Annotated in this window: 20 protein-coding genes and 3 tRNA genes; 6 read left to right on the top strand and 17 right to left on the bottom strand. The window is 57.9% G+C overall.

Annotated features, from left to right (window positions below; translation table 11 throughout):
- Nucleotides 1–2: 2 nt before the first annotated feature.
- The 4 genes from ACIOZM_RS12680 to ACIOZM_RS12665 all read right to left on the bottom strand — a co-directional run bounded on the left by ACIOZM_RS12680 (nt 3) and on the right by ACIOZM_RS12665 (nt 4184).
- Entirely contained in the window at nt 3–980 is a 978-nt protein-coding gene (locus tag ACIOZM_RS12680) for an ABC transporter permease (RefSeq protein ID WP_401213994.1), read from the bottom strand.
- Nucleotides 977–2530: a sugar ABC transporter ATP-binding protein gene (locus ACIOZM_RS12675; protein WP_401213991.1), complete on the bottom strand. Its 1554-nt coding sequence runs from the start codon at nt 2528–2530 to the stop codon at nt 977–979. The genes ACIOZM_RS12680 and ACIOZM_RS12675 overlap by 4 nt, the downstream gene beginning before the upstream one ends.
- Nucleotides 2531–2586: 56 nt before the next feature.
- Complete coding sequence (locus ACIOZM_RS12670; protein WP_401213988.1) at nt 2587–3543, bottom strand: sugar ABC transporter substrate-binding protein; 957 nt, start codon at nt 3541–3543, stop codon at nt 2587–2589.
- 197 nt (nt 3544–3740) lie between these two features.
- Nucleotides 3741–4184: a hypothetical protein gene (locus tag ACIOZM_RS12665; protein ID WP_401213985.1), complete on the bottom strand. Its 444-nt coding sequence runs from the start codon at nt 4182–4184 to the stop codon at nt 3741–3743.
- A 349-nt stretch (nt 4185–4533) separates the two neighbouring features.
- Between ACIOZM_RS12665 and ACIOZM_RS12660 the strand changes: the two genes are divergently transcribed.
- The 3 genes from ACIOZM_RS12660 (at nt 4534) to ACIOZM_RS12650 (ending at nt 6785) form a co-directional block, all read left to right on the top strand.
- On the top strand, nt 4534–5622 hold the full coding sequence (locus ACIOZM_RS12660) for an asparaginase (RefSeq protein ID WP_401213982.1): 1089 nt from the start codon (nt 4534–4536) through the stop codon (nt 5620–5622).
- Between the two features lie 199 nt (nt 5623–5821).
- Nucleotides 5822–6091, top strand: a complete 270-nt coding sequence (locus tag ACIOZM_RS12655; protein ID WP_401214041.1) for a DUF1654 domain-containing protein — start codon at nt 5822–5824, stop codon at nt 6089–6091.
- Between the two features lie 4 nt (nt 6092–6095).
- On the top strand, nt 6096–6785 hold the full coding sequence (locus ACIOZM_RS12650) for an endonuclease (RefSeq protein ID WP_401213979.1): 690 nt from the start codon (nt 6096–6098) through the stop codon (nt 6783–6785).
- A gap of 54 nt (nt 6786–6839) precedes the next feature.
- On the opposite strand, the gene ACIOZM_RS12645 is transcribed toward ACIOZM_RS12650, so the two are convergent.
- Nucleotides 6840–7751 carry a siderophore-interacting protein gene (locus ACIOZM_RS12645; RefSeq protein ID WP_401213977.1) on the bottom strand — a complete coding sequence of 304 codons (912 nt, stop codon included), beginning with the start codon at nt 7749–7751 and terminating at the stop codon, nt 6840–6842.
- An 85-nt stretch (nt 7752–7836) separates the two neighbouring features.
- Complete coding sequence (locus tag ACIOZM_RS12640; RefSeq protein ID WP_401213975.1) at nt 7837–8205, bottom strand: SPOR domain-containing protein; 369 nt, start codon at nt 8203–8205, stop codon at nt 7837–7839.
- A 250-nt stretch (nt 8206–8455) separates the two neighbouring features.
- Here ACIOZM_RS12640 and csrA point away from each other — a divergent pair, with 250 nt between their 5' ends.
- Nucleotides 8456–8650: a carbon storage regulator CsrA gene (csrA, locus tag ACIOZM_RS12635; RefSeq protein WP_003179932.1), complete on the top strand. Its 195-nt coding sequence runs from the start codon at nt 8456–8458 to the stop codon at nt 8648–8650.
- A 229-nt stretch (nt 8651–8879) separates the two neighbouring features.
- Here the strand turns inward: csrA and ACIOZM_RS12630 are convergent, their stop codons facing one another.
- The gene (locus tag ACIOZM_RS12630) at nt 8880–9335 is read right to left on the bottom strand and encodes a DUF2214 family protein (protein ID WP_401213973.1); all 456 of its coding nucleotides are present in this window, start codon (nt 9333–9335) and stop codon (nt 8880–8882) included.
- Between the two features lie 701 nt (nt 9336–10036).
- Here ACIOZM_RS12630 and ACIOZM_RS12625 point away from each other — a divergent pair.
- Nucleotides 10037–10462: a hypothetical protein gene (locus ACIOZM_RS12625; RefSeq protein ID WP_401213970.1), complete on the top strand. Its 426-nt coding sequence runs from the start codon at nt 10037–10039 to the stop codon at nt 10460–10462.
- Between the two features lie 254 nt (nt 10463–10716).
- On the opposite strand, the gene ACIOZM_RS12620 is transcribed toward ACIOZM_RS12625, so the two are convergent.
- Nucleotides 10717–10793, bottom strand: a tRNA-Val gene (locus tag ACIOZM_RS12620).
- A 184-nt stretch (nt 10794–10977) separates the two neighbouring features.
- Between ACIOZM_RS12620 and ACIOZM_RS12615 the strand changes: the two genes are divergently transcribed.
- The gene (locus ACIOZM_RS12615) at nt 10978–12261 is read left to right on the top strand and encodes an NAD(P)/FAD-dependent oxidoreductase (protein WP_401213967.1); all 1284 of its coding nucleotides are present in this window, start codon (nt 10978–10980) and stop codon (nt 12259–12261) included.
- A 144-nt stretch (nt 12262–12405) separates the two neighbouring features.
- Here ACIOZM_RS12615 and ACIOZM_RS12610 read toward each other — a convergent pair whose 3' ends face one another.
- The 9 genes from ACIOZM_RS12610 to purF all read right to left on the bottom strand — a co-directional run.
- The gene (locus ACIOZM_RS12610; RefSeq protein ID WP_401213965.1) at nt 12406–13377 is read right to left on the bottom strand and encodes an XdhC family protein; all 972 of its coding nucleotides are present in this window, start codon (nt 13375–13377) and stop codon (nt 12406–12408) included.
- 1 nt (nt 13378) lies between these two features.
- Nucleotides 13379–14614, bottom strand: coding sequence for a c-type cytochrome (locus tag ACIOZM_RS12605; protein WP_401213962.1), 1236 nt, complete (start codon nt 14612–14614; stop codon nt 13379–13381).
- 2 nt (nt 14615–14616) lie between these two features.
- Entirely contained in the window at nt 14617–15156 is a 540-nt protein-coding gene (locus ACIOZM_RS12600) for a (2Fe-2S)-binding protein (protein ID WP_102901229.1), read from the bottom strand.
- Complete coding sequence (locus ACIOZM_RS12595; protein ID WP_401213958.1) at nt 15149–17980, bottom strand: xanthine dehydrogenase family protein molybdopterin-binding subunit; 2832 nt, start codon at nt 17978–17980, stop codon at nt 15149–15151. Before ACIOZM_RS12595 ends, ACIOZM_RS12600 begins: the two co-directional genes overlap by 8 nt.
- A 476-nt stretch (nt 17981–18456) precedes the next feature.
- Nucleotides 18457–18533 (bottom strand) — tRNA-Asp (locus ACIOZM_RS12590).
- Between the two features lie 54 nt (nt 18534–18587).
- Nucleotides 18588–18663, bottom strand: a tRNA-Val gene (locus ACIOZM_RS12585).
- A 90-nt stretch (nt 18664–18753) separates the two neighbouring features.
- Nucleotides 18754–19530, bottom strand: a complete 777-nt coding sequence (locus tag ACIOZM_RS12580; protein WP_401213955.1) for an SDR family oxidoreductase — start codon at nt 19528–19530, stop codon at nt 18754–18756.
- Nucleotides 19527–20738, bottom strand: coding sequence for an O-succinylhomoserine sulfhydrylase (locus ACIOZM_RS12575; protein WP_401213952.1), 1212 nt, complete (start codon nt 20736–20738; stop codon nt 19527–19529). Before ACIOZM_RS12575 ends, ACIOZM_RS12580 begins: the two co-directional genes overlap by 4 nt.
- Before the next feature lie 66 nt (nt 20739–20804).
- The coding region (gene purF, locus ACIOZM_RS12570; protein ID WP_401213949.1) for an amidophosphoribosyltransferase at nt 20805–22244 on the bottom strand (1440 nt) is incomplete at its 5' end.

Here is a 22244-nt window from a genome sequence, read left to right as displayed (position 1 = left end):
GTTCAGCCCCGGCGACTTGCGCGTTGACTACGGTAAGTATCGAGCACCACCGCAATCACGATCACCGCACCGGTGATGATGCGTTTGGTCGGTTCGCTTGCGCCGATCTGCGCCAGACCAGCCGCCAGCACCGAAATGATCAGGACGCCGAAGAAGGTACTGATCACCGAACCGCGACCGCCCATCAGGCTGGTGCCGCCGATAACCACGGCCGCGATGACTTGCAGCTCAAGGCCGGAACCGGCATTCGGATCAGCCGCCTCCAGACGCGAAATCTGGAACAGTGCCGCGACCCCGGCCAGCAAGCCCATCAGGCTGAACACCAGAATCTTGTAAGGCTTGGGATTGATCCCCGCCAGTCGTACTGCCTCTTCGTTGGTGCCGATGCCGATCAGGTAACGGCCGAATACGGTACGGGTCAGCACTGCCTGTGCGATGAAAATCACCAGCAAGGCAATGATGAACGAAGGCGAAATACCGAAGGCGATCGGGTTGGACAGCCAGGCGAACGAATCACCTATATAAGCAGTGCGCGAACCGGTCATCTGGTACGCCAGACCACGAGCCATTTCCAGCACGCCCAGCGACACGATAAACGACGGAATCCGCCACGCTACAGTGATCGAACCTGTGACAGTGCCGGCTAATGCAGCTACGGCCATGCCCAGTAATGCCGATGGCAAAACACCCCAGCCCCAACCGAGAATTGCCACGCTGACCGTCGAAGCGGCGAGCGCCAGCACCGAACCGACCGACAGATCGATCCCGCCAATGATCAGCACGAAGGTCATACCGACCGCCAACACCATCAGATCAGGGATCTGGTTGGCCAGGGTACTGAAGGTGTTATAGGACAGAAAATGGCTGCTCATGATCGAGAACAGCGCAATCATCGCCAGCAACGCGCCGGCCAGTCCCAGGTAAGTGCCCAGACCGTAAAAGTTGCCACCACGTTTGCCGGCGGAAGATGCAGTTTTCATGGGAGATCCCTAGGCGCCGCTTCATTGAGCAACGCATCACGTTTTTGATAGCCGGCGAATGCGGCGGCAAGCAATTCATCCTGGGTCCAGCTATCGCGCTCGAAGGTGTCGATCAGGCGCCCCGCAGACAGCACGCCGATCCGGTCGCAGATCAGCATCAGCTCACGCAGGTCACTGGAGACCACCACCAGCGCTTTGCCCTGGCGAGTCAATTCACCGAGCAAGTTATAAATGTCGAATTTTGCACCGACGTCGATGCCGCGAGTCGGCTCGTCGAACAGCAACACTGAACAGTCGCGCTCCAGCCATCGGCCGATCACCACTTTCTGCTGATTGCCACCGGAGAGTTCGGACACAAGTTGTGTCGGACTCGAACTGCGAATACGCATGGCGTCGATCTGTCGCTGCGCCAACGAAATTTCGTCGCCGTTGTTGACGATCCCGCCACTGGAAATTTCCGGCATGTTGCCCAGCGCAATATTGGCGCTGATCGACTGACTGAGCAGCAGGCCTTCGCCCTTGCGGTCTTCGGTGATCAACGCAATGCCATTGCGCACGGCATCGACCGGCGAACGAATGCTCACCACCTGGGCCGGTGAGCCGAGTGCCACGGTGCCGGTGTCGGCCAGATCAGCGCCGAAAATCAATCGCAACAGTTCTGTGCGCCCTGCCCCGATCAGTCCAGAGATACCGAAAATCTCGCCCGCACGGACTTCGAAGGAAACATCGCGCACCTTGTCGGAGCGACCCAGCCCCTTGACCGTCAGCGCCGGGGCGCCAATCTTGCGCACCCCCATATCGATGTGCTCGCCGAGTTCGCGACCGACCATCAACGTGACCAGTTGCTCACTGTTGTAGTTGGCCATCGGCTCGACACACACCAGATTGCCGTCACGCAGCACGGCAATACGCTGTGCGACTCGCGCCAGTTCTTCGAGGCGATGGGAAATGTAGATGATCGAAACGCCACGCGCTTGTAGCCGGGTGATCTGCTCAAAGAGCATTTCGACTTCACGAGCGGTGAGCATCGCGGTGGGCTCGTCGAGGATCAGCACATGGCAATCGCCGATCAGATTGCGCGCAATCTCGACCATCTGCTGATGGCCGATGCCCAACTCGCCGACCAGCGTGTCGGGGTCGATGGCATCCAGCCCGACCTGAGCCATGGCTTCAATAGCTGCCTTGCGCAATTGCTTGCGACTGATCCAGCCGCCATTGCTAGGCAAGTTGTCGAGAAACAGGTTTTCCGCGACCGACAGCGTCGGCAGCAGATTGAGTTCTTGCATGACCATGCGCACGCCCAAATCTTCAGCCTGGGTACGGCTGCCGGGGCGATATTCCTTGCCCTGGAACTGCATCTGGCCGGTGGTCGGGGTTACCAGACCTCCGATGATCTTCGACAGGGTGCTTTTGCCGGCGCCATTCTCACCGGTCAAAGCCAGCACTTCACCGCGCATCAGCGTCAAATCGATGCCTGTGAGCACCGGTTGCGCATAGGTCTTACCGATACCGCTGACCGAGAGGACAGCGTTCGGGGCGGAAACTGACATAAAAACTCTCCATGCGCTCGCCCGGACGGACGAGCGCCATTGTGTCGCCAGAAGACTTACTTGGTGACCAGCTCGACAGGCGTTTCGATCACACCGTTGGCACCGCTATCGACTTTCTCGCCCTTGATGATTTTCAGCGCAGTCTCGATACCGAACACCGCTTGCTTGGCAGCAAACTGGTCAGCAGTCGCCAACACGCGACCGTCTTTGAGCATTGGTTTGATGGCATTGATGTTGTCGTAACCGACGACTTTCACCTGGCCTGCCTTGCCGGCAGCACGTACTGCGGAAACAGCGCCCAGGGCCATGTTGTCGTTACCGGCCAGCAGCGCTTTGACATCCGGGTATTCGCTGAGGATTGCCGCTGCAACCTTGTTGCCACCGTCCATTTCCCACTGACCGGATTGCAGCGAGACAACCTTGATATTGGCTGCCTCCATTGCATCCTTGAAGCCAGCGGTACGCGCCTGAGCGTTGGTGGTAGTGGACACGCCTTCGATGATGCCGACTTCATCACCGGCCTTCAGCTGCTTGGCCAGATACTCACCGACCAGACGCGCACCTTTACGGTTGTCCGGACCTACGAATGGCACAGAGATGTTTTTGCTTTTGATGATTTCCGGATCGAGCTGGTTGTCGATGTTGATCACGGTGATACCGGCATCGACGGCTTTCTTGATCACCGGCACCATAGCCTTGGAATCAGATGGCGCGATAACCAGCGCATTGACCTTCGCCAGAATCATTTGCTCGACGATGCGCGTCTGACCGGCAGTATCGGTTTCGTCTTTGATACCGTTGGAGATCAGGTCGAAATCGGCAGAGTGTTCTTTCTGGTAGGCCTTGGCGCCGTCTTCCATGGTCAGGAAGAATTCGTTGGCCAGGGATTTCATGACCAGCGCGACTTTGGGTTTTTCCGGGGACTCGGCGAATGCCGAAGAGACAGGTAGTGCGGCGGCGGCAGCAGCCAGCATAGCGACAGCAAGAAGACGTCCAGCAAATGGCAGCTTCATGGGTTCACTCCGATCTTATGATTATTGTGAGCAACGCTTGCGCCGACGTAAGCCTGGTGACCTTGCGCTGATGGAATACATCAGCGAAGTCGTCGCGCAAACGTTTGCGTAGACCGAACTATGCGAACCCTGCAGAGATTTGTCAACGTCTGGAAATCTGTATTTGCTGTAGGACGCTTAACCGCGCTTGCGCAATATCAGGCCGTGGTATTAACCAACCCGCCACTGCCGGTACCTTTACTCATCTCTTTGACCAAGGCACCCGCAACCTCTGCCAACGCACCGCTGGTTTCGGCGATCTGACCCTGAACAGACATGACAGCAGTTTCCTTGGCCTCAGGCGTCGGGTAGCTCGCGGCTTGCGCGGCCGCCAGTTGTTGTTGCTGTTCTTGAAGCTGCTTTTGCAGTTCTGCCATACGTTTTAGCAGCATCTTCACGGTGACGCTTTGATTGCCGCCACTTTCTTCAGCTTTGTTGTCGTTCTGTACAGGACCGCCACCGGTGCGAACCTTGCCGTCATCCACGCCCAACGCGTCGGTCGAAGCCTCTTCTGCGGCATCGTTCAAGGCATGAATAGTCGCCGGCGTCTTGCCGGCGATGGTGATGCGGCCGGGATTCTCAAAACCGATTGTCATCGACATGTGTAACTCCTGAAAAAATAGATTCCTTGAAACCGCATCGGCCGGCTGATCCGTTTCTTTAGCCGTGCAAGGTCTGCGCTCGCAAGGTTGCGCAGATCAAGAACGTGATGTCTTTCGGTGAGCCGAACACAGAAGCCAAAACTATTCGGTAAACCGGACACGGGGTTACACAGCCAGATCAACGAATCGTTTAAATACTGATATAAATCATAAAGTTAAACATTTTTCTCAAGCACAGTACGGATGGTACAGATCCTGCTCTTCTCCTTGCACCCGAGCATTCAGATCAGCCCGGGACGCATCTAGATGAACCTGCATCAGCACCGTCTCACTACTAGAGAGAAAAATAATGAAATCTGCTTTCAACACTTTGGTTCCCGGCGCTTTGGCCCTTCTCATGCTCCTGCCCACCGCCCTTCAGGCAAAAGAAGTCGAAACCCAGAACAAGCTGGCTAACGTCGTGGTACTTGCCACCGGCGGCACGATTGCCGGCGCCGGCGCCAGCGCGGCCAACAGCGCTACTTATCAGGCAGCCAAAGTCGGTATCGATCAATTGATCGCCGGCATTCCCGAGCTGAGCAAACTGGCAAACGTGCGTGGCGAACAAGTCATGCAGATCGCCTCGGAAAGCATCACCAACGACAACCTGCTGCAACTGGGTCGTCGTGTAGCCGAACTGGCCGACAGCAAAGACGTCGATGGCATCGTGATCACCCACGGCACCGACACTCTGGAAGAAACCGCCTACTTCCTGAACCTGGTCGAGAAAACCGACAAGCCGATCATCGTTGTCGGCTCCATGCGTCCGGGCACCGCCATGTCGGCAGACGGCATGCTCAACCTGTACAACGCCGTAGCCGTCGCCAGCAGCAAAGATGCTCGCGGCAAAGGCGTCCTGGTGACCATGAACGATGAAATCCAGTCCGGTCGCGACGTCAGCAAAATGATCAACATCAAGACCGAGGCGTTTAAAAGTGCCTGGGGCCCGCTGGGCATGGTTGTTGAAGGCAAATCCTATTGGTTCCGCTTGCCAGCCAAGCGTCACACCATGGATTCGGAATTCGACATCAAGAACATCAAGAGCCTTCCTGACGTAGAAATCGCCTATTCCTACGGTAACGTCAGCGACACTGCCTACAAAGCCCTGGCCCAGTCCGGCGCCAAAGCCATCATCCATGCCGGTACCGGCAATGGCTCGGTGTCTTCCCGCGTGGTTCCGACCCTGCAAGCCCTGCGCAAGGACGGCGTGCAGATCATTCGTTCTTCCCACGTCAATGCCGGTGGTTTCGTTCTGCGTAACGCCGAACAGCCGGACGACAAGTACGACTGGGTTGTGGCACACGACCTGAATCCGCAAAAAGCCCGCATCCTGGCAATGGTCGCCCTGACCAAAACCAACGACAGCAAAGAGCTGCAACGGATGTTCTGGGAATACTGATTGACCTTCGCCCGGCCATTTCCCGGCCGGGCACTCTTCCCGCGATTCGTCTCTGCGGCGAATCGCGAGACGCTTACGCCTCCCGCGCATTTTTCTCACAAATAAATCGATCAGCCCTACACCAAAACCGGAAAATCACTGTCAGAGAGATCTTCTTGAATTTTAAGCAGTTGCGAAAATGCCTACAGTTAAATACTGTATGCACGTACAGCTTAATAAGGATAACCTCGTGGCCACCTCCCCTGATGCTCCTGACGCTTATGAACGCATGGGTATTCGCGTTCAAAAAATCATCAATTCCCCCACCGCACAAAAAGCCAAGGCAGCACTGATCTTTCGGCTGCCTGACGAGCCGATGGACGAGTGGGAGCAACTGCTTGAGGAAATCGACGAGAACGATAACGTCACCCTCGCCTATCGCGACGATGGCGGCGTGCAGATTTTTTGGGTTGTGCCGAAGGAAGATTGATTCAATGATTGTTCGCTGTTTTGCTTTGCTATTGCTGTTTATCGCGATGGGCGCGCAAGCGGGTGCGCCCCGTACGTTCACCGAAGCCAAGAAGGTCGCCTGGAAACTTTACGCACCCCAGTCCACCGAGTTTTATTGCGGGTGCAAATACACCGGCAACAAAGTCGATCTGGCGGCATGTGGTTATGTGCCGCGCAAAAATGCCAAACGCGCTTCGCGCATCGAGTGGGAGCACATTGTTCCCGCTTGGCAGTTCGGCCATCAACGCCAATGCTGGCAGAACGGCGGACGCAAGAATTGCACGCGCTATGACCCGAGTTACCAGAAGGCCGAAGCCGATCTGCACAACCTGGTGCCAAGTATTGGCGAGGTGAACGGCGACCGCAGCAACTTCAGTTACGGATGGCTACCCGTGCAATCCGGCCAGTATGGATCGTGTCTGACCCAGGTCGACTTCAAGGCCAAGAAGGTCATGCCCCGCCCTTCGATTCGCGGCATGATCGCACGCACCTACTTCTACATGAGCAAGCAGTACGGCTTGCGCTTGTCGAAGCAGGATCAACAGCTTTACGAAGCGTGGAACAAGACCTACCCGGTGCAAGACTGGGAACGCCAGCGCAATCAGAGCGTGGCGTGCGTGATGGGGCGCGGTAACGAGTTCGTCGGCCCGGTTAATCTGAAAGCCTGCGGCTGATTGATCGCGCAAAAGAAAAGGCCTCGAACGTGATGTTCGAGGCCTTTTTTGTGACTAGCTTCCGGCCTTGTTGTAACGCCAGTAGCCCATCAGATTGAGTGACTCGCGAGGGATGCCGCATTCCTTGATCAGGTATTTGCGCAGACTCATGACGGCTGCACTTTCTCCGGCGATCCAGCCGTAAAATCCTTCTGTGGCGGTACCGGCTATGTCCCAGAGAATATCCTTGTCGATATCGACATCTGCCAGCTCGACTGCTTGCCCGACTGACGAAGCACTCGCGGGCAACACTGCCTGACGCACTGACTCCACCATCAATGAACCGGCAACCGCCGCACTCGTCTGATCGCGAATCAACCACTGCACCGAAAGTCCGGGCCAATCGGGCACAGCCAGCATGTCTTGCGCGCTGTCCACTTCGAAAAATGCCTGGGTTTGTGGTGGCTCGGCGAGTGCGGCTAACTCATCCAGAATGCCCATGGCCGCTGGCAACGCCGTCGAATCGGCAACCAACAAAACCTGACTGAGATTTTGTGGTGGCTTCCATTCAAATCCGCCCGCCTCCTGCGCAGTGAATGCGCTGTCAGGAGCGAGGATTTGCATCGACTCTCCTACCTCTGCCCGCAAAGCCCAACGCGAGGCAGGACCGGTTTCGCCGTGCAGAACAAAATCAATGTCCACTTCGCCTTGCTTGGCACGCAGATGACGGATTGTGTAAGTGCGCATTGCCGGGCGCCGATCACCGAGCATCGCGCGAAAACGCGCATACCAACCCTCTCCTTGTGAAAGCCTGGCAGGCGAGCCGTCAGCGGCAGGAAAAAACAGCTTCACTCGCTGATCCGGCGCCCAGGTCGCCATGCCGCCAATCGCCGGATCGGCGAGCGTGATCCGCATGAGATGCGGGCTCAGAAGAGTTTTACGGTGCAGAACTGCACTGAAGAGCTTGTAGGGAGTGGCGGACGCCATGCGGAGCTCCTTCAAGAAATCGTGATTGACTCGTATAAGACGAATCGCATCCGATGACCTTTAGGTTGCTCCGCCGAGAGTGTGTTTACGGCGCTATAGGGTGCTCGAGCACCACCGACTCGATATTTTGCTTCTTGGCCTTCACCAACGCTGCGTCCACCTGCACCTGCCGAGCTTCGGCCTCGGCCTTGGTGTTGAACGGGCCAATCAAAATACGGGTTTTACCGCTACTGTCCTTGATGACGGTCGGAACGAAAGCATGCTCAATCAACCAGCCGCTCAAGTCACTGACAGCCTGAGGCGTTTCACCGCGCACCTCAAGATCCCACTGCGGAGCAGAAGCCGCCGCAGGAGCAGTCGCGACTACCGTTTTCGGCTTCGGCGCGTCTACACTCTTGCCTTCACCACAACCTGCCAATGCCAGTGCCGCGACCAACCAGACCAATTTGCGCACAACGCGTCCCTCTGAATTTTCAAAGCGGCGATCTTAACATTCATAAATACTTCGCGAGGCCCGCAAAATGGGCACAAAACAACGAGATTGATGATTGCAGCCTCTGTATAGTTACGCCCTGGGAATTAATGCCACATCTGCGCGTCAGAAAGAGGCACCCAAACCGTGAGACTTCGCACTAATCTATACGTACCACCGACCTCTGCACTGTCTGAATCAGGTGCCCTACAAAGCAATCAAGGAGAAGACCATGCTGATACTCACCCGCAAAGTCGGTGAAAGCATAAACATCGGTGATGACATCACCATCACCATTCTGGGCGTTAGCGGCCAGCAAGTTCGCATCGGCATCAACGCTCCGAAAAACGTTGCAGTGCACCGTGAAGAAATCTATCAGCGCATTCAGGCCGGCCTGACCGCCCCGGACAAGCCACAAACTCCCTGAATCCTGTTGCAGTCAGTAGCCAGTTCGGTTGCCCCACGCAATGACTGGCTAAAGATTCAAGCGCCGTATTGCCATCCGCGTTCCGCTGCGGGTCACGGCGCCTGCCATGCACTCCCCTCGATCCACTCCGCCCAACCCACTTCATCCCCCTTGTTGCAGCCGATACTACCTGCCATTTACCGGGCTGACTGTCGGACATTTCCGATAGTGCGCAGGGAATTATGCCGTCCTAACCAAATGTCACTCCGCGAGCCATGCCTGTGGCTGCGATCACCATGAGCACCAGCAGCAGCGCCTCGAGATGACTGATCCGGGCAAACAGCTTCGCGCGCCCGATATCGAGGCCAGCACCACGCGCCTTTGCGATGCGCCACTTGATCAGGGTGATCATCGGGGCAAGCTCCATCACCAGGATTAACACGAATAGCGTCATCTTCAGATGGAACAGCGGCTGATGCAGATAGTAGTCAGCGCCCTTTTCGTACCCGCCAAAGGCACGCATCCCACCTGTGACCAGCAGGATCAGCGCACAAATCCCCCAGAAATTATCGGCAAGCAATACCCGCCTCACTTCGCCCGTCCCGGCTGCGAGCTGGCTGAACGCCGTACCACGCGTCAAGACAGCCCAGAAGCCCAGGGCAAAAGCCAATAGATGAACCGCCGCAAGAAACCAGTGTGCAAGCATCGACGCACCTCCATCAGACACAGTTAAGTACCGGCCAGACAGTAGTAGTCGAAAAGCAACGGATTCGCCCTGCTTCAATGAACAGAGAAGATGATGAGCGAGCGATTTGGAGAGCCAGCGCTAAATCGCGGGCAAAAAAAATCCCAAGCAGCTGATGGAAGCTTGGGATTTAAAAATGCATAAACCGTGGTGGTGAACGCGGAGCGAATATTACTGAATCATACGACTTGTAACAATGTATTTTTGATAACTGGCTGGTTAAAAATAGATGTAAGCCATTCAATATCCACACTATTTTTAAGGAAGAAGGCGACGAGTGGTGAAATAACGGTACGAAACGGTGTGAAATCGCGCAGGTAGCGAAAGTGACAATCGCGGGGTTGTGACGCCGTATCGAGAGGTTCAAGCTAGCCCACGGCCAAATTGAAGGGCGAGTGAATCGACGGAGCAAACGCAGATTTTCATGGAGCTACTTGAACTGTTTTCCAGGCTTATTGATGCCCTCGCCAACTATGAACCTTACAGCAAACCTCGCAGAGTCTTCACACGGGGATTCGTCATGTTCTGTGTGATGGTCGCTGTATTTGAGTTGGTACTGCTTAACCACATCTATAGCGGGCGATGAACGCTGCGCCTCGACGCATGTTTTCCAATCCCGGGTAATCGCCGCAAGCACTCCCCCCTATTAAAGGTCACATGGAATGAGATCTACAGAACACAGCACCCCACAACCCGCCCGCATCTCCACAGCAGTCTTGGGCATCGCGCCAGGCTTGGCTGTCGCAATCTGGATAACCCGAAAAGACGAATACTTCCTGGAAAACTTCGCGGCTTATTGGCTACCCCAAGCCGCAGTGCTTGGCGCAGCGATGCTATTCAGAGCATCGCGAAAAGCGTTAGGCGGAATAGGCATAGCGATGGCGTTGTATTTGTACCTGTTCGATATCTGGGCGACGGAGTCCATGGCCTGGTTGTTTTACCTCTTCAGCTTCCCTGGCGCGCTCATCGGTGCGTTACTCGCCGCAGTTACCCCGACACGAAAACCATTTGAAGTGATGATTGCCTTTGCCTGGGTCGTGCTTGGTATTGGGGTGAATCTGGCAATGTTTTTTACGGGTCTATTTTAAGCACATCGCATGGAGGCACAAATCGCTGCACCCTATGCAAAATCCATTTCCAATGGTCGCACCGCTGAATACTTGCATGCCTGCCTTGGATATTTCCTCTAACCAGAAATAACAAAACCCGCTCAATGGCGGGTTCAAAGCTTATCCAGTACATCTCAAGCGGCAGCCCCAAGAGTTTTGCAAATCGCAGACAACAAAAAAGGGCCCACCTTTCGGTGAGCCCTTCTAGACCGCCCAGCAGAGCGGATTTTGTTTGGTAGGCGCGATTGGACTCGAACCAACGACCCCCACCATGTCAAGGTGGTGCTCTAACCAACTGAGCTACGTGCCTGCTGTGAGGCGGCATTCTACGGAATTCCGGAGGGGTGTCAACACCTTTTTTTCACCTAACCCTATGAATATGCAAAATATTTAATTTCGGGTCGGCGGAGAAGATTTTTCCGGTGGCTGGCGGTGGTTTTTCAACTGGGGTAGGATCGGCGCACTCGTAAAATATATTAAACAGAGGCTGCAGGATGGCGAACACCCCTTACCCAGAGTCTTATTACGCTGCGTCGGCCAATGCCGTACCGCCACGTCCGGCCTTGCAGGATGATGTGGAGACGGACGTCTGTGTGATCGGCGCCGGGTATACCGGGCTGTCGTCTGCGCTGTTTCTGCTGGAGAACGGTTTTCGCGTCACCGTGCTGGAAGCGGCCAAGGTTGGCTTCGGCGCTTCCGGGCGCAATGGTGGCCAGATTGTTAACAGCTATAGCCGCGACATCGATGTCATCGAACGCATTGTCGGGCCGAAGCAGGCGCAGTTGCTCGGGCAAATGGCGTTCGAAGGTGGCCGGATCATTCGTGAGCGGGTTGCCAGGTACAACATCCAGTGCGACCTGAAGGACGGCGGCGTGTTCGCTGCGGTTTCGGCCAAACAGATGGGCCATCTGGAATCGCAAAAGCGTTTGTGGGAGCGCTTCGGCCACACTCAACTGGAGCTGATGGATCAAAGCCGCATCCGCGAAGTCGTCGCTTGCGATCAGTATGTCGGCGGCATGCTCGACATGAGCGGCGGGCATATCCATCCGCTGAACCTCGCCCTTGGTGAAGCCGCTGCGGTGGAGTCCCTCGGCGGCGCCATCTATGAGCAATCGCCAGCGGTGCGCATCGAGCGCGGTGCCAACCCGGTGGTGCATACGCCGCAGGGCAAGGTCAGGGCCAAGTTCATTATCGTTGCAGGCAACGCCTACCTCGGCAATCTGGTGCCGGAACTGGCGGCCAAATCGATGCCATGCGGCACGCAGGTGATCACCACTGCACCTTTGGGCGATGAACTGGCGAAGACTTTGTTGCCACAAGACTACTGCGTCGAAGACTGCAACTATCTGCTCGATTACTACCGCCTGACGGGCGACAAGCGCCTGATCTTCGGCGGTGGCGTGGTGTATGGCGCACGCGATCCGGCGAACATTGAAGCGATCATTCGCCCGAAAATGCTCAAGGCCTTCCCGCAACTCAAGGATGTGAAGATTGATTACGCCTGGACCGGAAATTTCCTGCTGACGCTGTCGCGTTTGCCGCAGGTTGGACGACTCGGCGACAACATCTATTACTCTCAGGGTTGCAGCGGCCATGGCGTGACGTACACGCATCTGGCCGGCAAGGTATTGGCCGAGGCGTTGCGTGGGCAGGCTGAGCGTTTTGATGCGTTCGCTGACTTGCCGCATTATCCATTCCCGGGCGGGCAATTGTTGCGCACGCCGTTTGCGGCGCTGGGGGCTTGGTATTACGGGTTGCGGGACAAGTTTGGGGTCTGACCGAACCCCATGACTGCAAAACACCTGTGGCGAGGGGATTTATCCCCGCTGGGGTGCGAAGCGCCCCCTCTTCGATAGCAGGGGTCTGCTGCGCAGTCCAACGGGGATAAATCCCCTCACCACAGAGTTTTGTGTAAATCAGATCTAGAGCTGATCGCGGGATATGCCGCTACGAATCCGCAGGATATCGGCCAACACCGCCAAAGCAATTTCCGCCGGAGTCTTGCTGCCAAGGTTCAGACCGATTGGCGCATGAATCCGCGCCAGATCCCCCTCCCCCAAACCACCAATCCTGCGCAAACGCTCAAAGCGCTTATGCGAAGTCTGCTGCGACCCCATGACACCGATGTAAAACGCCTCGGTCCGCACCGCCTCCATCATCGCCAGATCGTCGATACGCGGATCGTGCGTCAGCGCCACCACTGCGGTATCGCGATGGCAACCGCCGTCAGCGATGAACACCGACGGCAATTGCCGACGAATTTCCACGCCATCCAGCACCACGCCTTCCAGCACTTCATCACGGGGATCGCAGAGAATCACTTCGAAGCCGAGACCGACCGCAAACTCGGCGCAAGCCTGAGCCACGCTTGAGTAGCCCGCCAGCAACAAACGCTGTGCCGCGCCGACGCGAATCCGCACCCGATCAATCTCACGCTCGATGCGCGCACCCTGTTCGCGATCAGCAAACAGACTACGCGCACCGCTGGCCAGATCGACCTCACGAATCAAGCGGCGCTGGCCGAGCAACGCCGATTCCAGCTCGCGCAGATGCGCTTGCACATCGCAATCGGCGTCAAGTTTCTCAACCAGTACGTCGAGGATGCCGCCACACGGCAGGCTGACCCGCGAACGCGGATCGTCACCTTCGCCGTAACGCACCACGTTGACCGCATCGAGAAACGCGCCCTCGGCGACACGCTCGAGAAAGTCCTCCTCGACGCAACCGCCAGACAGCGATCCGATCCACTGACCGCCGTCGTTCACTGCCAGCAGCGAACCCGGCGCGCGCGGCGCCGAGCCGTAAGTCGTCAGCACGGTGCAGAGCCAGATGCGCTGCCCTGCCGCTGACCACTCAAGCGCCCGTCGGACCACTTGCAGATCGAGATGCTGCATGTCAGTGCGCCTTGTGCTCGACGGAAGGTGCGTCAGCTTGCAGCTTCTGCACGTCGCCAACCGCCAGTTCAGCCGATTGACCACCCCAACCCTGACGCAGGTAATTCAGCAGATCGGTCAGTTGCTCAGGACTTAGCTTGTCGGCAAAACCCGGCATCGGCTGCATGTGTTCGAACCCGGCGAATTTCTGCTCGCCGATACCGTCCTCGATCACTCGCACCAGATTGCGCGGATCTTCCAGGCGCAAAGTGGTGTTGCCGCGCATGGCCACCGCGATATGCGGCTTACCTTCGCCACCGACTGCGTGACAACCGGCGCAGACGTTCAAATATTCCTGATGGCCACGTTGGGCACTGGCGCTGAGTTTGTCCAGCGGCACCTCGGTCAGTTCTTTTGCGGCTGGCGGTTTGTCGCCGAGCAGGAAAGTCGCCATCGCCGCCAGATCCGGATCATTCAAGCCCTGTGTGCTGTTGTGGAACACCGGGAACATCTCGTTGAACATCGTCCCTTGCGCACTCATGCCGTGCTTGAGGAAGGTGCTCAGATCCTGATGATTCCAGCCGCGAGCGGCCAGATCGGTGGCCAGCAGACTTGGCGCCAGATAGCCGTTGAGGATGCCGCCAGTCAGGCGTTTGTCCTGCTCCATCGCGCCCGGCAGGCCGCGAGGGGTGTGACATTCGCCGCAGTGACCGAGAACATCGACCATGTACTGGCCGCGTTTCCAGGCTTCGCTTTTGCCTTCGGCTGGCTCCAGCTTTACGTCTTTGCCATACATCATGTTCCAGCCCATCAGACCCAGACGCACGTTGAACGGAAAGCTCAGACTGGTGACCGGCGCAGCACGCTCGATGGGCTCGACGGTTTTCAGGTATGCGTGAATCGCATCCGAATCCGCGCGCGGCATCAGGTGATACGAGGTGTACGGCATCGCCGGATACAGGTTCGCACCATCGCGACGCTTGCCTTCGGTGAGCGCTGCGAAGAACTCGTCATCGTTGTACAGACCGATGCCGTGCTCTTTGCTCGGGGTGATGTTGGTGCCGTAGATCGTGCCAAACGGCGACACGATCGGCAGGCCGCCAGCGTATGGCGCGCCACCCGGTGCGGTGTGGCAAGCCATGCAGTCGGCGGCACGGGCAAGGTATTCGCCGCGCTTGACCTGATCATCAGCGTGCGCGAACAGCACCGGTGCAGCCAGCCCGACCGCGAGGGTCAGGCGGGTCAGTAAAAGCTTCATGCTTAACCCTCCTTGACCAGGCCGAGATCGGTCAGCACGTTGCGGGTGGCGTTGTAATAACGCACGTACCCGGTGCAACGGCAGACGTGATGACCGAGGCTGTCCTCGATGACTTGTTCCAGCTTGCTCTGGACGATGGGCTGGCGTTGCAGCTTCTCCACCAACACCGTCGCAGCGTTGACGAAGCCCGGCGCGCAGTAGCTGCACTGGAAGGCGAATTCGTCGACGAAACGCTGCTGGATCGGATTCAGCTCAGTCACCTGGCCGCTCTCGTCGCGCTTGGCGTGGCTTTCGATGGTGCGGACTTTTTTACCTTCGAAGTAATGCGCGCCGGTGATGCAGGTGCGCACTTCTTCGCTGGTGCCGTCCGGGTTATCGACGATCACCACGCAAGCGTGGCAAATGCCTTGGCCGCAGCCGAGGCGCGAACCGGTGAGGTTTTTGTATTCGTGCAAATAGTCGATCATCGGCAGGTCATCAGGGATGTCCACCGGGCCGACGGATTGACCGTTGAGGGTCAGTTGAAGCGGACGGTTAGCCATTGAGGGCCTCCTTGATGCGTGCAGAAGTGATAGGCAGGTCGCGAACACGTTTACCGATGGCGTGCGCCACGGCGTTACCGATGGCACCGACAATCGGGATCATCACCACTTCGGCGATGCCTTTGGACGGATCGCTTGGCGACAATGCAGGCAGAATCTCCGACGTCTGCCTCCACACCGCAACGTGACGCGCCATCGGCAGGCGATAACGGTTGAAGTTCCAGTCACCCTCCCCCGGTCCACCTTCGTACAGCGGCATCTCTTCCATCAACGCATGACCGATGCCCATGGCAATCCCGCCTTCGAGCTGGCCCTTGACCAGTTCTTCGACCAACACCCGACCGCACTCGACCCACGAGTGGTGGTTAAGCACCTGAACTTCTGCCGAACCTTTGTTGACCTTCAGCTCGACCAGCGTCGCCACCGGGCTGTAGTAAGTCACCGCCGCGTTGTTCAACTGAGTTGGCGGATAGGCGATGTTCTGACGATCCAGCAAGTGGAAACCAGCAGTGGTCATTAGCGCTTTTTTCGCCTTCGGCGCGCCGTCGCCGTACTTCACCGCCAGGCCGTCGAGCGGCAGACGCTCGCGTACGCCGTCGATGCTGTACTCGGCCTCGGCCCAGCTCCAGCGGTTGAAGCCATGCACGGTAGCAGCGGTTACCAGACCACGCTCGTGAGCGTGTTTGGCCAGCTCTTCAAACGTCAGCGGCTGCATGCCGTTGGCAGTTAGCTTGCCGTCCACCCAATGCGCATCTTCGCGACGTACCACGTAAGGGTTGGCCTGACCGCCGAACGGGCCCTGACGCCAGATCTCCATCGCCGCCGGCCACAAGCCGTTGTTGAACAGCACGCGCGCCGCTTCGCGAGTCGCGTGGCTGAAGTAGTAAGCCGAGTTGGTCGCCGACGAGGCCGAGGCCAGTTTCCCGACCCAGCGCGGGTTACGCAGGAAGTTGTCCTGTTCGGCCTGGCTCATGATGTAAGGATTGCCGCCGGTGATCAGCTGCATTTCCTTCCATTCGGTCTCGCCAGTCTTCACTTCGTGCGCCGGGCTGCCGAGGAAGTCAGCAACAACCAAAGCTTGCGAGGTGGACATGCCGGTGCCGATTTCGATGCCGATGTGGCGCAATGTGATGCGACCTTCGGCAGTGAATTCGATACTGGCCATCGGCGCTTCGGAACCGGTGCCGAAGTCTTTCTGGCAGATGGCAAAACCGACGCCGTACCAGTTATCCGGGTCTGCCGCTTCGCGCTGCTTCTTGATCGCGTCGCGGTTTTTCCAGACTTCGTGGACCGCAGCCTTGTCGAGAATCTCGTGCAGGCGCAGAGCACCGGCCGGGATCGCGCCCTGGGTGTTTTTCATCCCCGAACGCAGCGCGTTTTTGCGACGCAGGTCGATGGCATCGACACCAAGACGATTGGCGATTTCATCGACCATCATTTCGGTGGAGGCCATGCTCTGCAGCGTGCCGTAACCGCGCATCGAACCCGCTTCAACACCGCGCGAGTGATACGCGGTGACTTGCAAGTCGTTCTGCGGCATGTAGTAGATCGACTGCGCCGCGGTAGCGCCAACGGCTGCAACCGACGGGCTGTAGTTGATCCGCCCGCCACCATCGACGCTCATTTCGGCGCGGAAAATCTTGAAGCTGTAATCGTTCTTGTCCACCGCCAACTGATAGCGAATGTCGAACGGGTGACGCTTGATGCCGCTCTGGAACTGCTCGTAGCGGTCGTTGGCCAGACGCACCGGCACACCCGCGCCGTACAGCGCAGCCAGGGCCGCGTAGTAAACGAAAATGTTGTGGTCTTTGGAACCGTAACCGACGGTGTAGCCCGGGTGCATGTTCAGATTGGCCAGGCCAAAACGCGACGGCGCGATCATCTTCGCGGTCTCGGTCGCAGCTTCCAGCGGGCACTGCGTGGCAACCACGAAATGCAGGGTCTTGGTGGCCGGGTCGTACCAACCGTTGCCGTTGTCCGGCTCCATCGCGGCCGGTTCGATCGACGGGGTCTTGTAGCGCTCGTCGAACACCAGCCAGTTGTCTGGCGGCGTATCGATTTCTTTCTTCATGCGGTCGGCGTAGAACAGCCCGCGCTCGGTCAGGTTGCCGTGCAGGTTTGGCTGGGAATTCCACACCGGGCGACGGTTTTTCAGCATCGGGAACAGGATCGAATCCTTGAGGCTGGCGAATTCGTCTTCGTCCGCCGAGGTCGCGCCACCCACACGTACGTAGCGGAAGCTGCCGTACGGATCGCCTTCGTAGAACGGCACTTGGGCGCCGTAACGAATCGCTTTGTCATTGAATTTGAGTTTGTTCTTGGCCTGACGGAAACGCTCGAAGTCATTCCAGATCAGGATCGCTACCGGGTGACCGATGAACATCGGCACTTTGCCTTCCGGCAGCAACGGGTCCGGGGCATGTTCCTCAGGGAAGACGATACCGTCCTTGTCCAGGTCAGCAGCAGTGACGATGCGATCAGGCTGCAAGTCGGCGCCTAGCCACGACAGGTCGTAGCCGTCATAGATGCGGTCAGCCTTGATGGTTTTCAGCAACATGGCGTGGCCCTGTTGCTCAGGCCAGCCCGGCATGTCCTTGGAACGGATGTCGCGGGCAAAAACCTTGCTGCCGCAGACTTTCGACAAGGCATCGTTACGCTGACGTGCCTTGCCGTTGTGGCCAAGCCACTTCTCGGACGGCACGGTCACGCTGTTTTCCATCAAGGCAGCCAGTGCCTGAGTGCTGAGCGGCGTGAGCGTAACGCTCACACCAGCGACCAGCCCGCCCTGAAGGAACGAACGCCGGGATATTTCACGGTTGGACATGGATCATCCTCTGGGCGGTTATACGTCCGCCCTTCTGGTTATTTGCTGGAAATCTCGAGTCTTGCAGAAGCCCTTGTTGACGAAGCCAAGAGCCGTAATGACAGTGCAAAGCTGACCGAAAGGTTAACTTTAAAGGTTTCTGCGCTCGCGGCAAACAACCAGTTACAAATATCTGACTAAAGAATCAAAAAAATTCAATGCGGCGTGACACCGCAGCAGCTCGCTGAACATCCTCACCCCTGTAGGAGCTGCGGCACGCTGCGATCTGTTGATCTTAAAAAATCAAAACCAAGATCAACAGATCGCAGCGTGCCGCAGCTCCTACAAGGATCGGGTTTGGAGAGGAAAATGGGGAAAGGTCAAATTTCAGACACAAAAAACCCCGGTCTTTCGACCAGGGTCTTTGCTATCGGATCCGAACAAGCCAACGGCTTCTTTCGGTGTTTCAAGGCGTTCAGTGGTCCTTGAAACAGATATGGCGCAGCGGACGGGACTCGAACCCGCGACCCCCGGCGTGACAGGCCGGTATTCTAACCGACTGAACTACCGCTGCGCGTCGGTGGAGGCATTTCAGCCTACCCTCTTGCTTACGCAAGTTTCTCGGAAGTGGTGGGTGATGACGGGATCGAACCGCCGACATTCTGCTTGTAAGGCAGACGCTCTCCCAGCTGAGCTAATCACCCGTTTGCATCTCCGAGGCCGCGAAATTTACGCAGGTAGCGAACCTAAGTCAATAGCAGGATTGAAGTTTTTCTAAAAAAGACGAAATCGTGTCAATCCGAGTAGATCATCTTCTTGGTCATGCCACCGTCAACAACGAATTCCTGCCCGGTGACAAACCCGGCGTTGCGCGACAACAGCCACGCCACCATCGCTGCGACGTCCTCCACAGTCCCTACCCTGCCCGCCGGATGCTGCGCATGATCGGCATCGGCCAATGGCTCGGCACGACGCACAGAGGGATCACGCGCATCGATCCAGCCGGGACTGACAGCGTTGACGCGGATTTCCGGCCCCAGGCTGATCGCCAGTGCATGAGTCAGCGCCAACAGGCCGCCCTTGCTCGCCGCATAAGCTTCGGTGTCGGGTTCCGACTGCGCAGCACGGGTCGAGGCCAGATTGACGATCGCCCCGTTGTGCGCACGCAGGTACGGCGCGCAATGCTTGGCCAACAGCATCGGCCCGCCGAGATTCACCGCCAGCACCCGATTCCAGTAAGCCAGATCAAGGCTTTCCAGCGTCGTGTTGTGCGGCGCAGCTATCGCCGCGTTGCACACCAGCGCATCGAGGCGACCAAACTGCCCCAGCACTTCAGCGACGCCCAGCGCAACCTGCCCCTCATCCGCGACATCCATGGCGATGAACCAGGCGTTTTCGCCCAGCACCTTCGCCACTTTCGAGCCGCGCACTCGATCCAGATCCGTCAGCACCACCTGCCAGCCTTCGCTGATCAGCCACGCCGCGATTCCCAGACCGATGCCGCGCGCGGCACCCGTGACCAGCGCAACGCGGCCATGGGTGCCGGTGCCGGGAGTGGACAACTCAATCACAACGCCGCCAGACCGCGCGCCAGATCCGCTTGCAGGTCAGCGACATCTTCCAGACCGACCGCAACGCGGATCAGACTGTCACGAATGCCTGCCGCTTCACGCTCCTGCGGCGCCAGACGGCCGTGGGAAGTGGTGCTCGGATGCGTGATGGTGGTTTTGCTGTCACCGAGGTTGGCGGTGATCGAAATCAGCCGGGTTGCATCGATAAAGCGCCACGCGCCTTCTTTGCCGCCCTTGACCTCGAAGCTCACAACCGCACCGAAACCCTTCTGCTGACGCTGGGCCAGCTCGTGCTGCGGATGACTCTTGAGACCGGCGTAATGCACCTTCTCGATCCCGTCCTGCTGCTCCAGCCATTCGGCCAGTTGCTGGGCGTTGGCGCAGTGCGCCTTCATCCGCAGGCTCAGGGTTTCCAGACCTTTGAGGAAGATCCACGCATTGAACGGGCTCAAGGTTGGGCCAGCGGTACGCAGGAAACCGACAACTTCTTTCATCTGCTCGCTGCGACCGGCAACCACACCGCCCATGCAGCGGCCCTGGCCGTCGATGAACTTGGTGGCCGAGTGCACGACGATGTCTGCGCCGAGCTTCAACGGCTGCTGCAAGGCAGGCGTGCAGAAGCAGTTATCGACGACCAGCATCGCGCCCTTGGCGTGAGCGATCTCGGCCAGAGCGGCGATATCGACCAACTCGGCCAGTGGATTGGACGGCGACTCGACGAAAAGCAGTTTGGTGTTCGACTTGATCGCCGCATCCCAGGCCGGCAACTCTGCCAGCGGAACGTAATCGACTTCGATGCCAAAACGCTTGAAGTACTTCTCGAACAGGCTGATGGTCGAACCGAACACGCTGCGCGATACCAGCACGTGATCGCCAGCGCTACACAGGCTCATCACCACAGCCATGATCGCAGCCATGCCGGTGGCGGTGGCAACGGCTTGCTCGGCGCTTTCCAGCGCGGCAATACGCTCTTCGAACGCACGCACGGTCGGATTGGTGTAACGCGAGTAAACGTTGCCCGGCACTTCCCCGGCAAACCGCGCAGCCGCGTCGGCAGCGGTGCGGAACACGTAGCTGGAAGTGAAGAACATCGGATCACCGTGTTCGCCTTCCGGCGTACGGTGCTGACCGGCACGTACGGCCAGGGTATCGAACGCTACGCCTTCAAGGTCGCTGTCCAGTCGACCGGCATCCCATTCCTGACTCATGCTGTCACTCCTTGCCCTGTTCTTGAAAGATAGATACAAAACCGGCCCCTCAGGGCCGGTAGAAACTCAGTTGTTGTACAGATCGATGATCGCACTGACCGCCTGGGTCTTGACCTTCGAGGCATCGTTGCGTGCCTGTTCGATCTTGTTCAGGTAAGCCTCGTCGACGTCGCCGGTGACGTACTTGCCGTCGAACACCGCGCAATCGAAGTTCTCGATCTTGATCTTGCCGCCGCCGACCGCTTCGATCAAGTCAGGCAGATCCTGATAGATCAGCCAGTCAGCGCCGATCAGATCAGCCACGTCCTGAGTCGAACGATTGTGCGCGATCAGTTCGTGAGCGCTTGGCATGTCGATGCCGTAAACGTTCGGGAAGCGAACAGCCGGAGCCGCCGAGCAGAAGTAGACGTTTTTCGCGCCGGCTTCACGGGCCATCTGGATGATCTGCTTGCACGTGGTGCCGCGCACGATCGAGTCGTCGACCAGCATCACGTTCTTGCCGCGGAATTCCAGCTCGATGGCGTTGAGCTTCTGACGCACCGACTTCTTGCGTGCAGCCTGACCCGGCATGATGAAGGTACGGCCGATGTAGCGGTTCTTGACGAAACCTTCGCGGAATTTCACGCCCAGATGGTTGGCCAGTTCCAGCGCAGCGGTGCGGCTGGTGTCCGGAATCGGGATGACCACGTCGATGTCGTGCTCAGGACGCTCACGGAGGATTTTCTCCGCCAGTTTCTCGCCCATGCGCAGACGCGCCTTGTAAACCGAAACGCCGTCGATGATCGAATCCGGACGCGCCAGGTAAACGTGCTCGAAGATGCACGGGGTCAGCGACGGGTTGTTCGCGCACTGACGGGTGTGCAGCTTGCCATCTTCAGTGATGTAGACCGCTTCGCCCGGGGCCAGATCGCGGATCAGGGTGAAACCGAGCACGTCCAGCGAAACGCTTTCGGAGGCGATCATGTATTCGACGCCTTCGTCGGTGTGACGCTGACCGAACACGATTGGACGGATGCCGTGCGGGTCACGGAAACCGACGATGCCGTAACCGGTGACCATCGCAACCACTGCATAACCACCGACGCAACGGTTGTGCACGTCGGTGACAGCGGCGAACACGTCTTCTTCGGTTGGCTGGAGCTTGCCGCGCTGGGCCAGCTCGTGAGCGAACACGTTGAGCAACACTTCCGAATCGGAGTTGGTGTTGACGTGACGCAGGTCGGATTCGTAAATCTCCTTGGCCAGCTGTTCAACATTGGTCAGGTTGCCGTTGTGCGCCAACGTGATGCCGTACGGCGAGTTGACGTAAAACGGCTGAGCCTCGGCCGAAGTCGAGCTGCCCGCAGTCGGGTAACGGACATGACCGATACCCATATGGCCGACCAGGCGCTGCATATGACGTTGTTGGAACACGTCACGCACCAGGCCATTGTCCTTGCGCAGGAACAACCGGCCATCATGGCTGGTCACGATACCGGCAGCGTCCTGGCCGCGGTGCTGGAGCAC

The organism is Pseudomonas sp. NPDC087346, assembly GCF_044744235.1.
Classification (GTDB): domain Bacteria; phylum Pseudomonadota; class Gammaproteobacteria; order Pseudomonadales; family Pseudomonadaceae; genus Aquipseudomonas.
Note: the sequence above shows the minus strand (reverse complement) of the source record. Positions and strands in the feature narration are given on the sequence as shown.

What these genes read in the sequence shown, in the direction of transcription:
- ACIOZM_RS12680 (WP_401213994.1), bottom strand. Translation starts at nt 980, where the DNA reads ATGAAAACTGCATCTTCCGCCGGCAAACGTGGTGGCAACTTTTACGGT.
- ACIOZM_RS12675 (WP_401213991.1), bottom strand. Translation starts at nt 2,530, where the DNA reads ATGTCAGTTTCCGCCCCGAACGCTGTCCTCTCGGTCAGCGGTATCGGT.
- ACIOZM_RS12670 (WP_401213988.1), bottom strand. Translation starts at nt 3,543, where the DNA reads ATGAAGCTGCCATTTGCTGGACGTCTTCTTGCTGTCGCTATGCTGGCT.
- ACIOZM_RS12665 (WP_401213985.1), bottom strand. Translation starts at nt 4,184, where the DNA reads ATGTCGATGACAATCGGTTTTGAGAATCCCGGCCGCATCACCATCGCC.
- ACIOZM_RS12660 (WP_401213982.1), top strand. Translation starts at nt 4,534, where the DNA reads ATGAAATCTGCTTTCAACACTTTGGTTCCCGGCGCTTTGGCCCTTCTC.
- ACIOZM_RS12655 (WP_401214041.1), top strand. Translation starts at nt 5,822, where the DNA reads ATGCACGTACAGCTTAATAAGGATAACCTCGTGGCCACCTCCCCTGAT.
- ACIOZM_RS12650 (WP_401213979.1), top strand. Translation starts at nt 6,096, where the DNA reads ATGATTGTTCGCTGTTTTGCTTTGCTATTGCTGTTTATCGCGATGGGC.
- ACIOZM_RS12645 (WP_401213977.1), bottom strand. Translation starts at nt 7,751, where the DNA reads ATGGCGTCCGCCACTCCCTACAAGCTCTTCAGTGCAGTTCTGCACCGT.
- csrA (WP_003179932.1), top strand. Translation starts at nt 8,456, where the DNA reads ATGCTGATACTCACCCGCAAAGTCGGTGAAAGCATAAACATCGGTGAT.
- ACIOZM_RS12630 (WP_401213973.1), bottom strand. Translation starts at nt 9,335, where the DNA reads ATGCTTGCACACTGGTTTCTTGCGGCGGTTCATCTATTGGCTTTTGCC.
- ACIOZM_RS12625 (WP_401213970.1), top strand. Translation starts at nt 10,037, where the DNA reads ATGAGATCTACAGAACACAGCACCCCACAACCCGCCCGCATCTCCACA.
- ACIOZM_RS12615 (WP_401213967.1), top strand. Translation starts at nt 10,978, where the DNA reads ATGGCGAACACCCCTTACCCAGAGTCTTATTACGCTGCGTCGGCCAAT.
- ACIOZM_RS12610 (WP_401213965.1), bottom strand. Translation starts at nt 13,377, where the DNA reads ATGCAGCATCTCGATCTGCAAGTGGTCCGACGGGCGCTTGAGTGGTCA.
- ACIOZM_RS12605 (WP_401213962.1), bottom strand. Translation starts at nt 14,614, where the DNA reads ATGAAGCTTTTACTGACCCGCCTGACCCTCGCGGTCGGGCTGGCTGCA.
- ACIOZM_RS12600 (WP_102901229.1), bottom strand. Translation starts at nt 15,156, where the DNA reads ATGGCTAACCGTCCGCTTCAACTGACCCTCAACGGTCAATCCGTCGGC.
- ACIOZM_RS12595 (WP_401213958.1), bottom strand. Translation starts at nt 17,980, where the DNA reads ATGTCCAACCGTGAAATATCCCGGCGTTCGTTCCTTCAGGGCGGGCTG.
- ACIOZM_RS12575 (WP_401213952.1), bottom strand. Translation starts at nt 20,738, where the DNA reads ATGAGTCAGGAATGGGATGCCGGTCGACTGGACAGCGACCTTGAAGGC.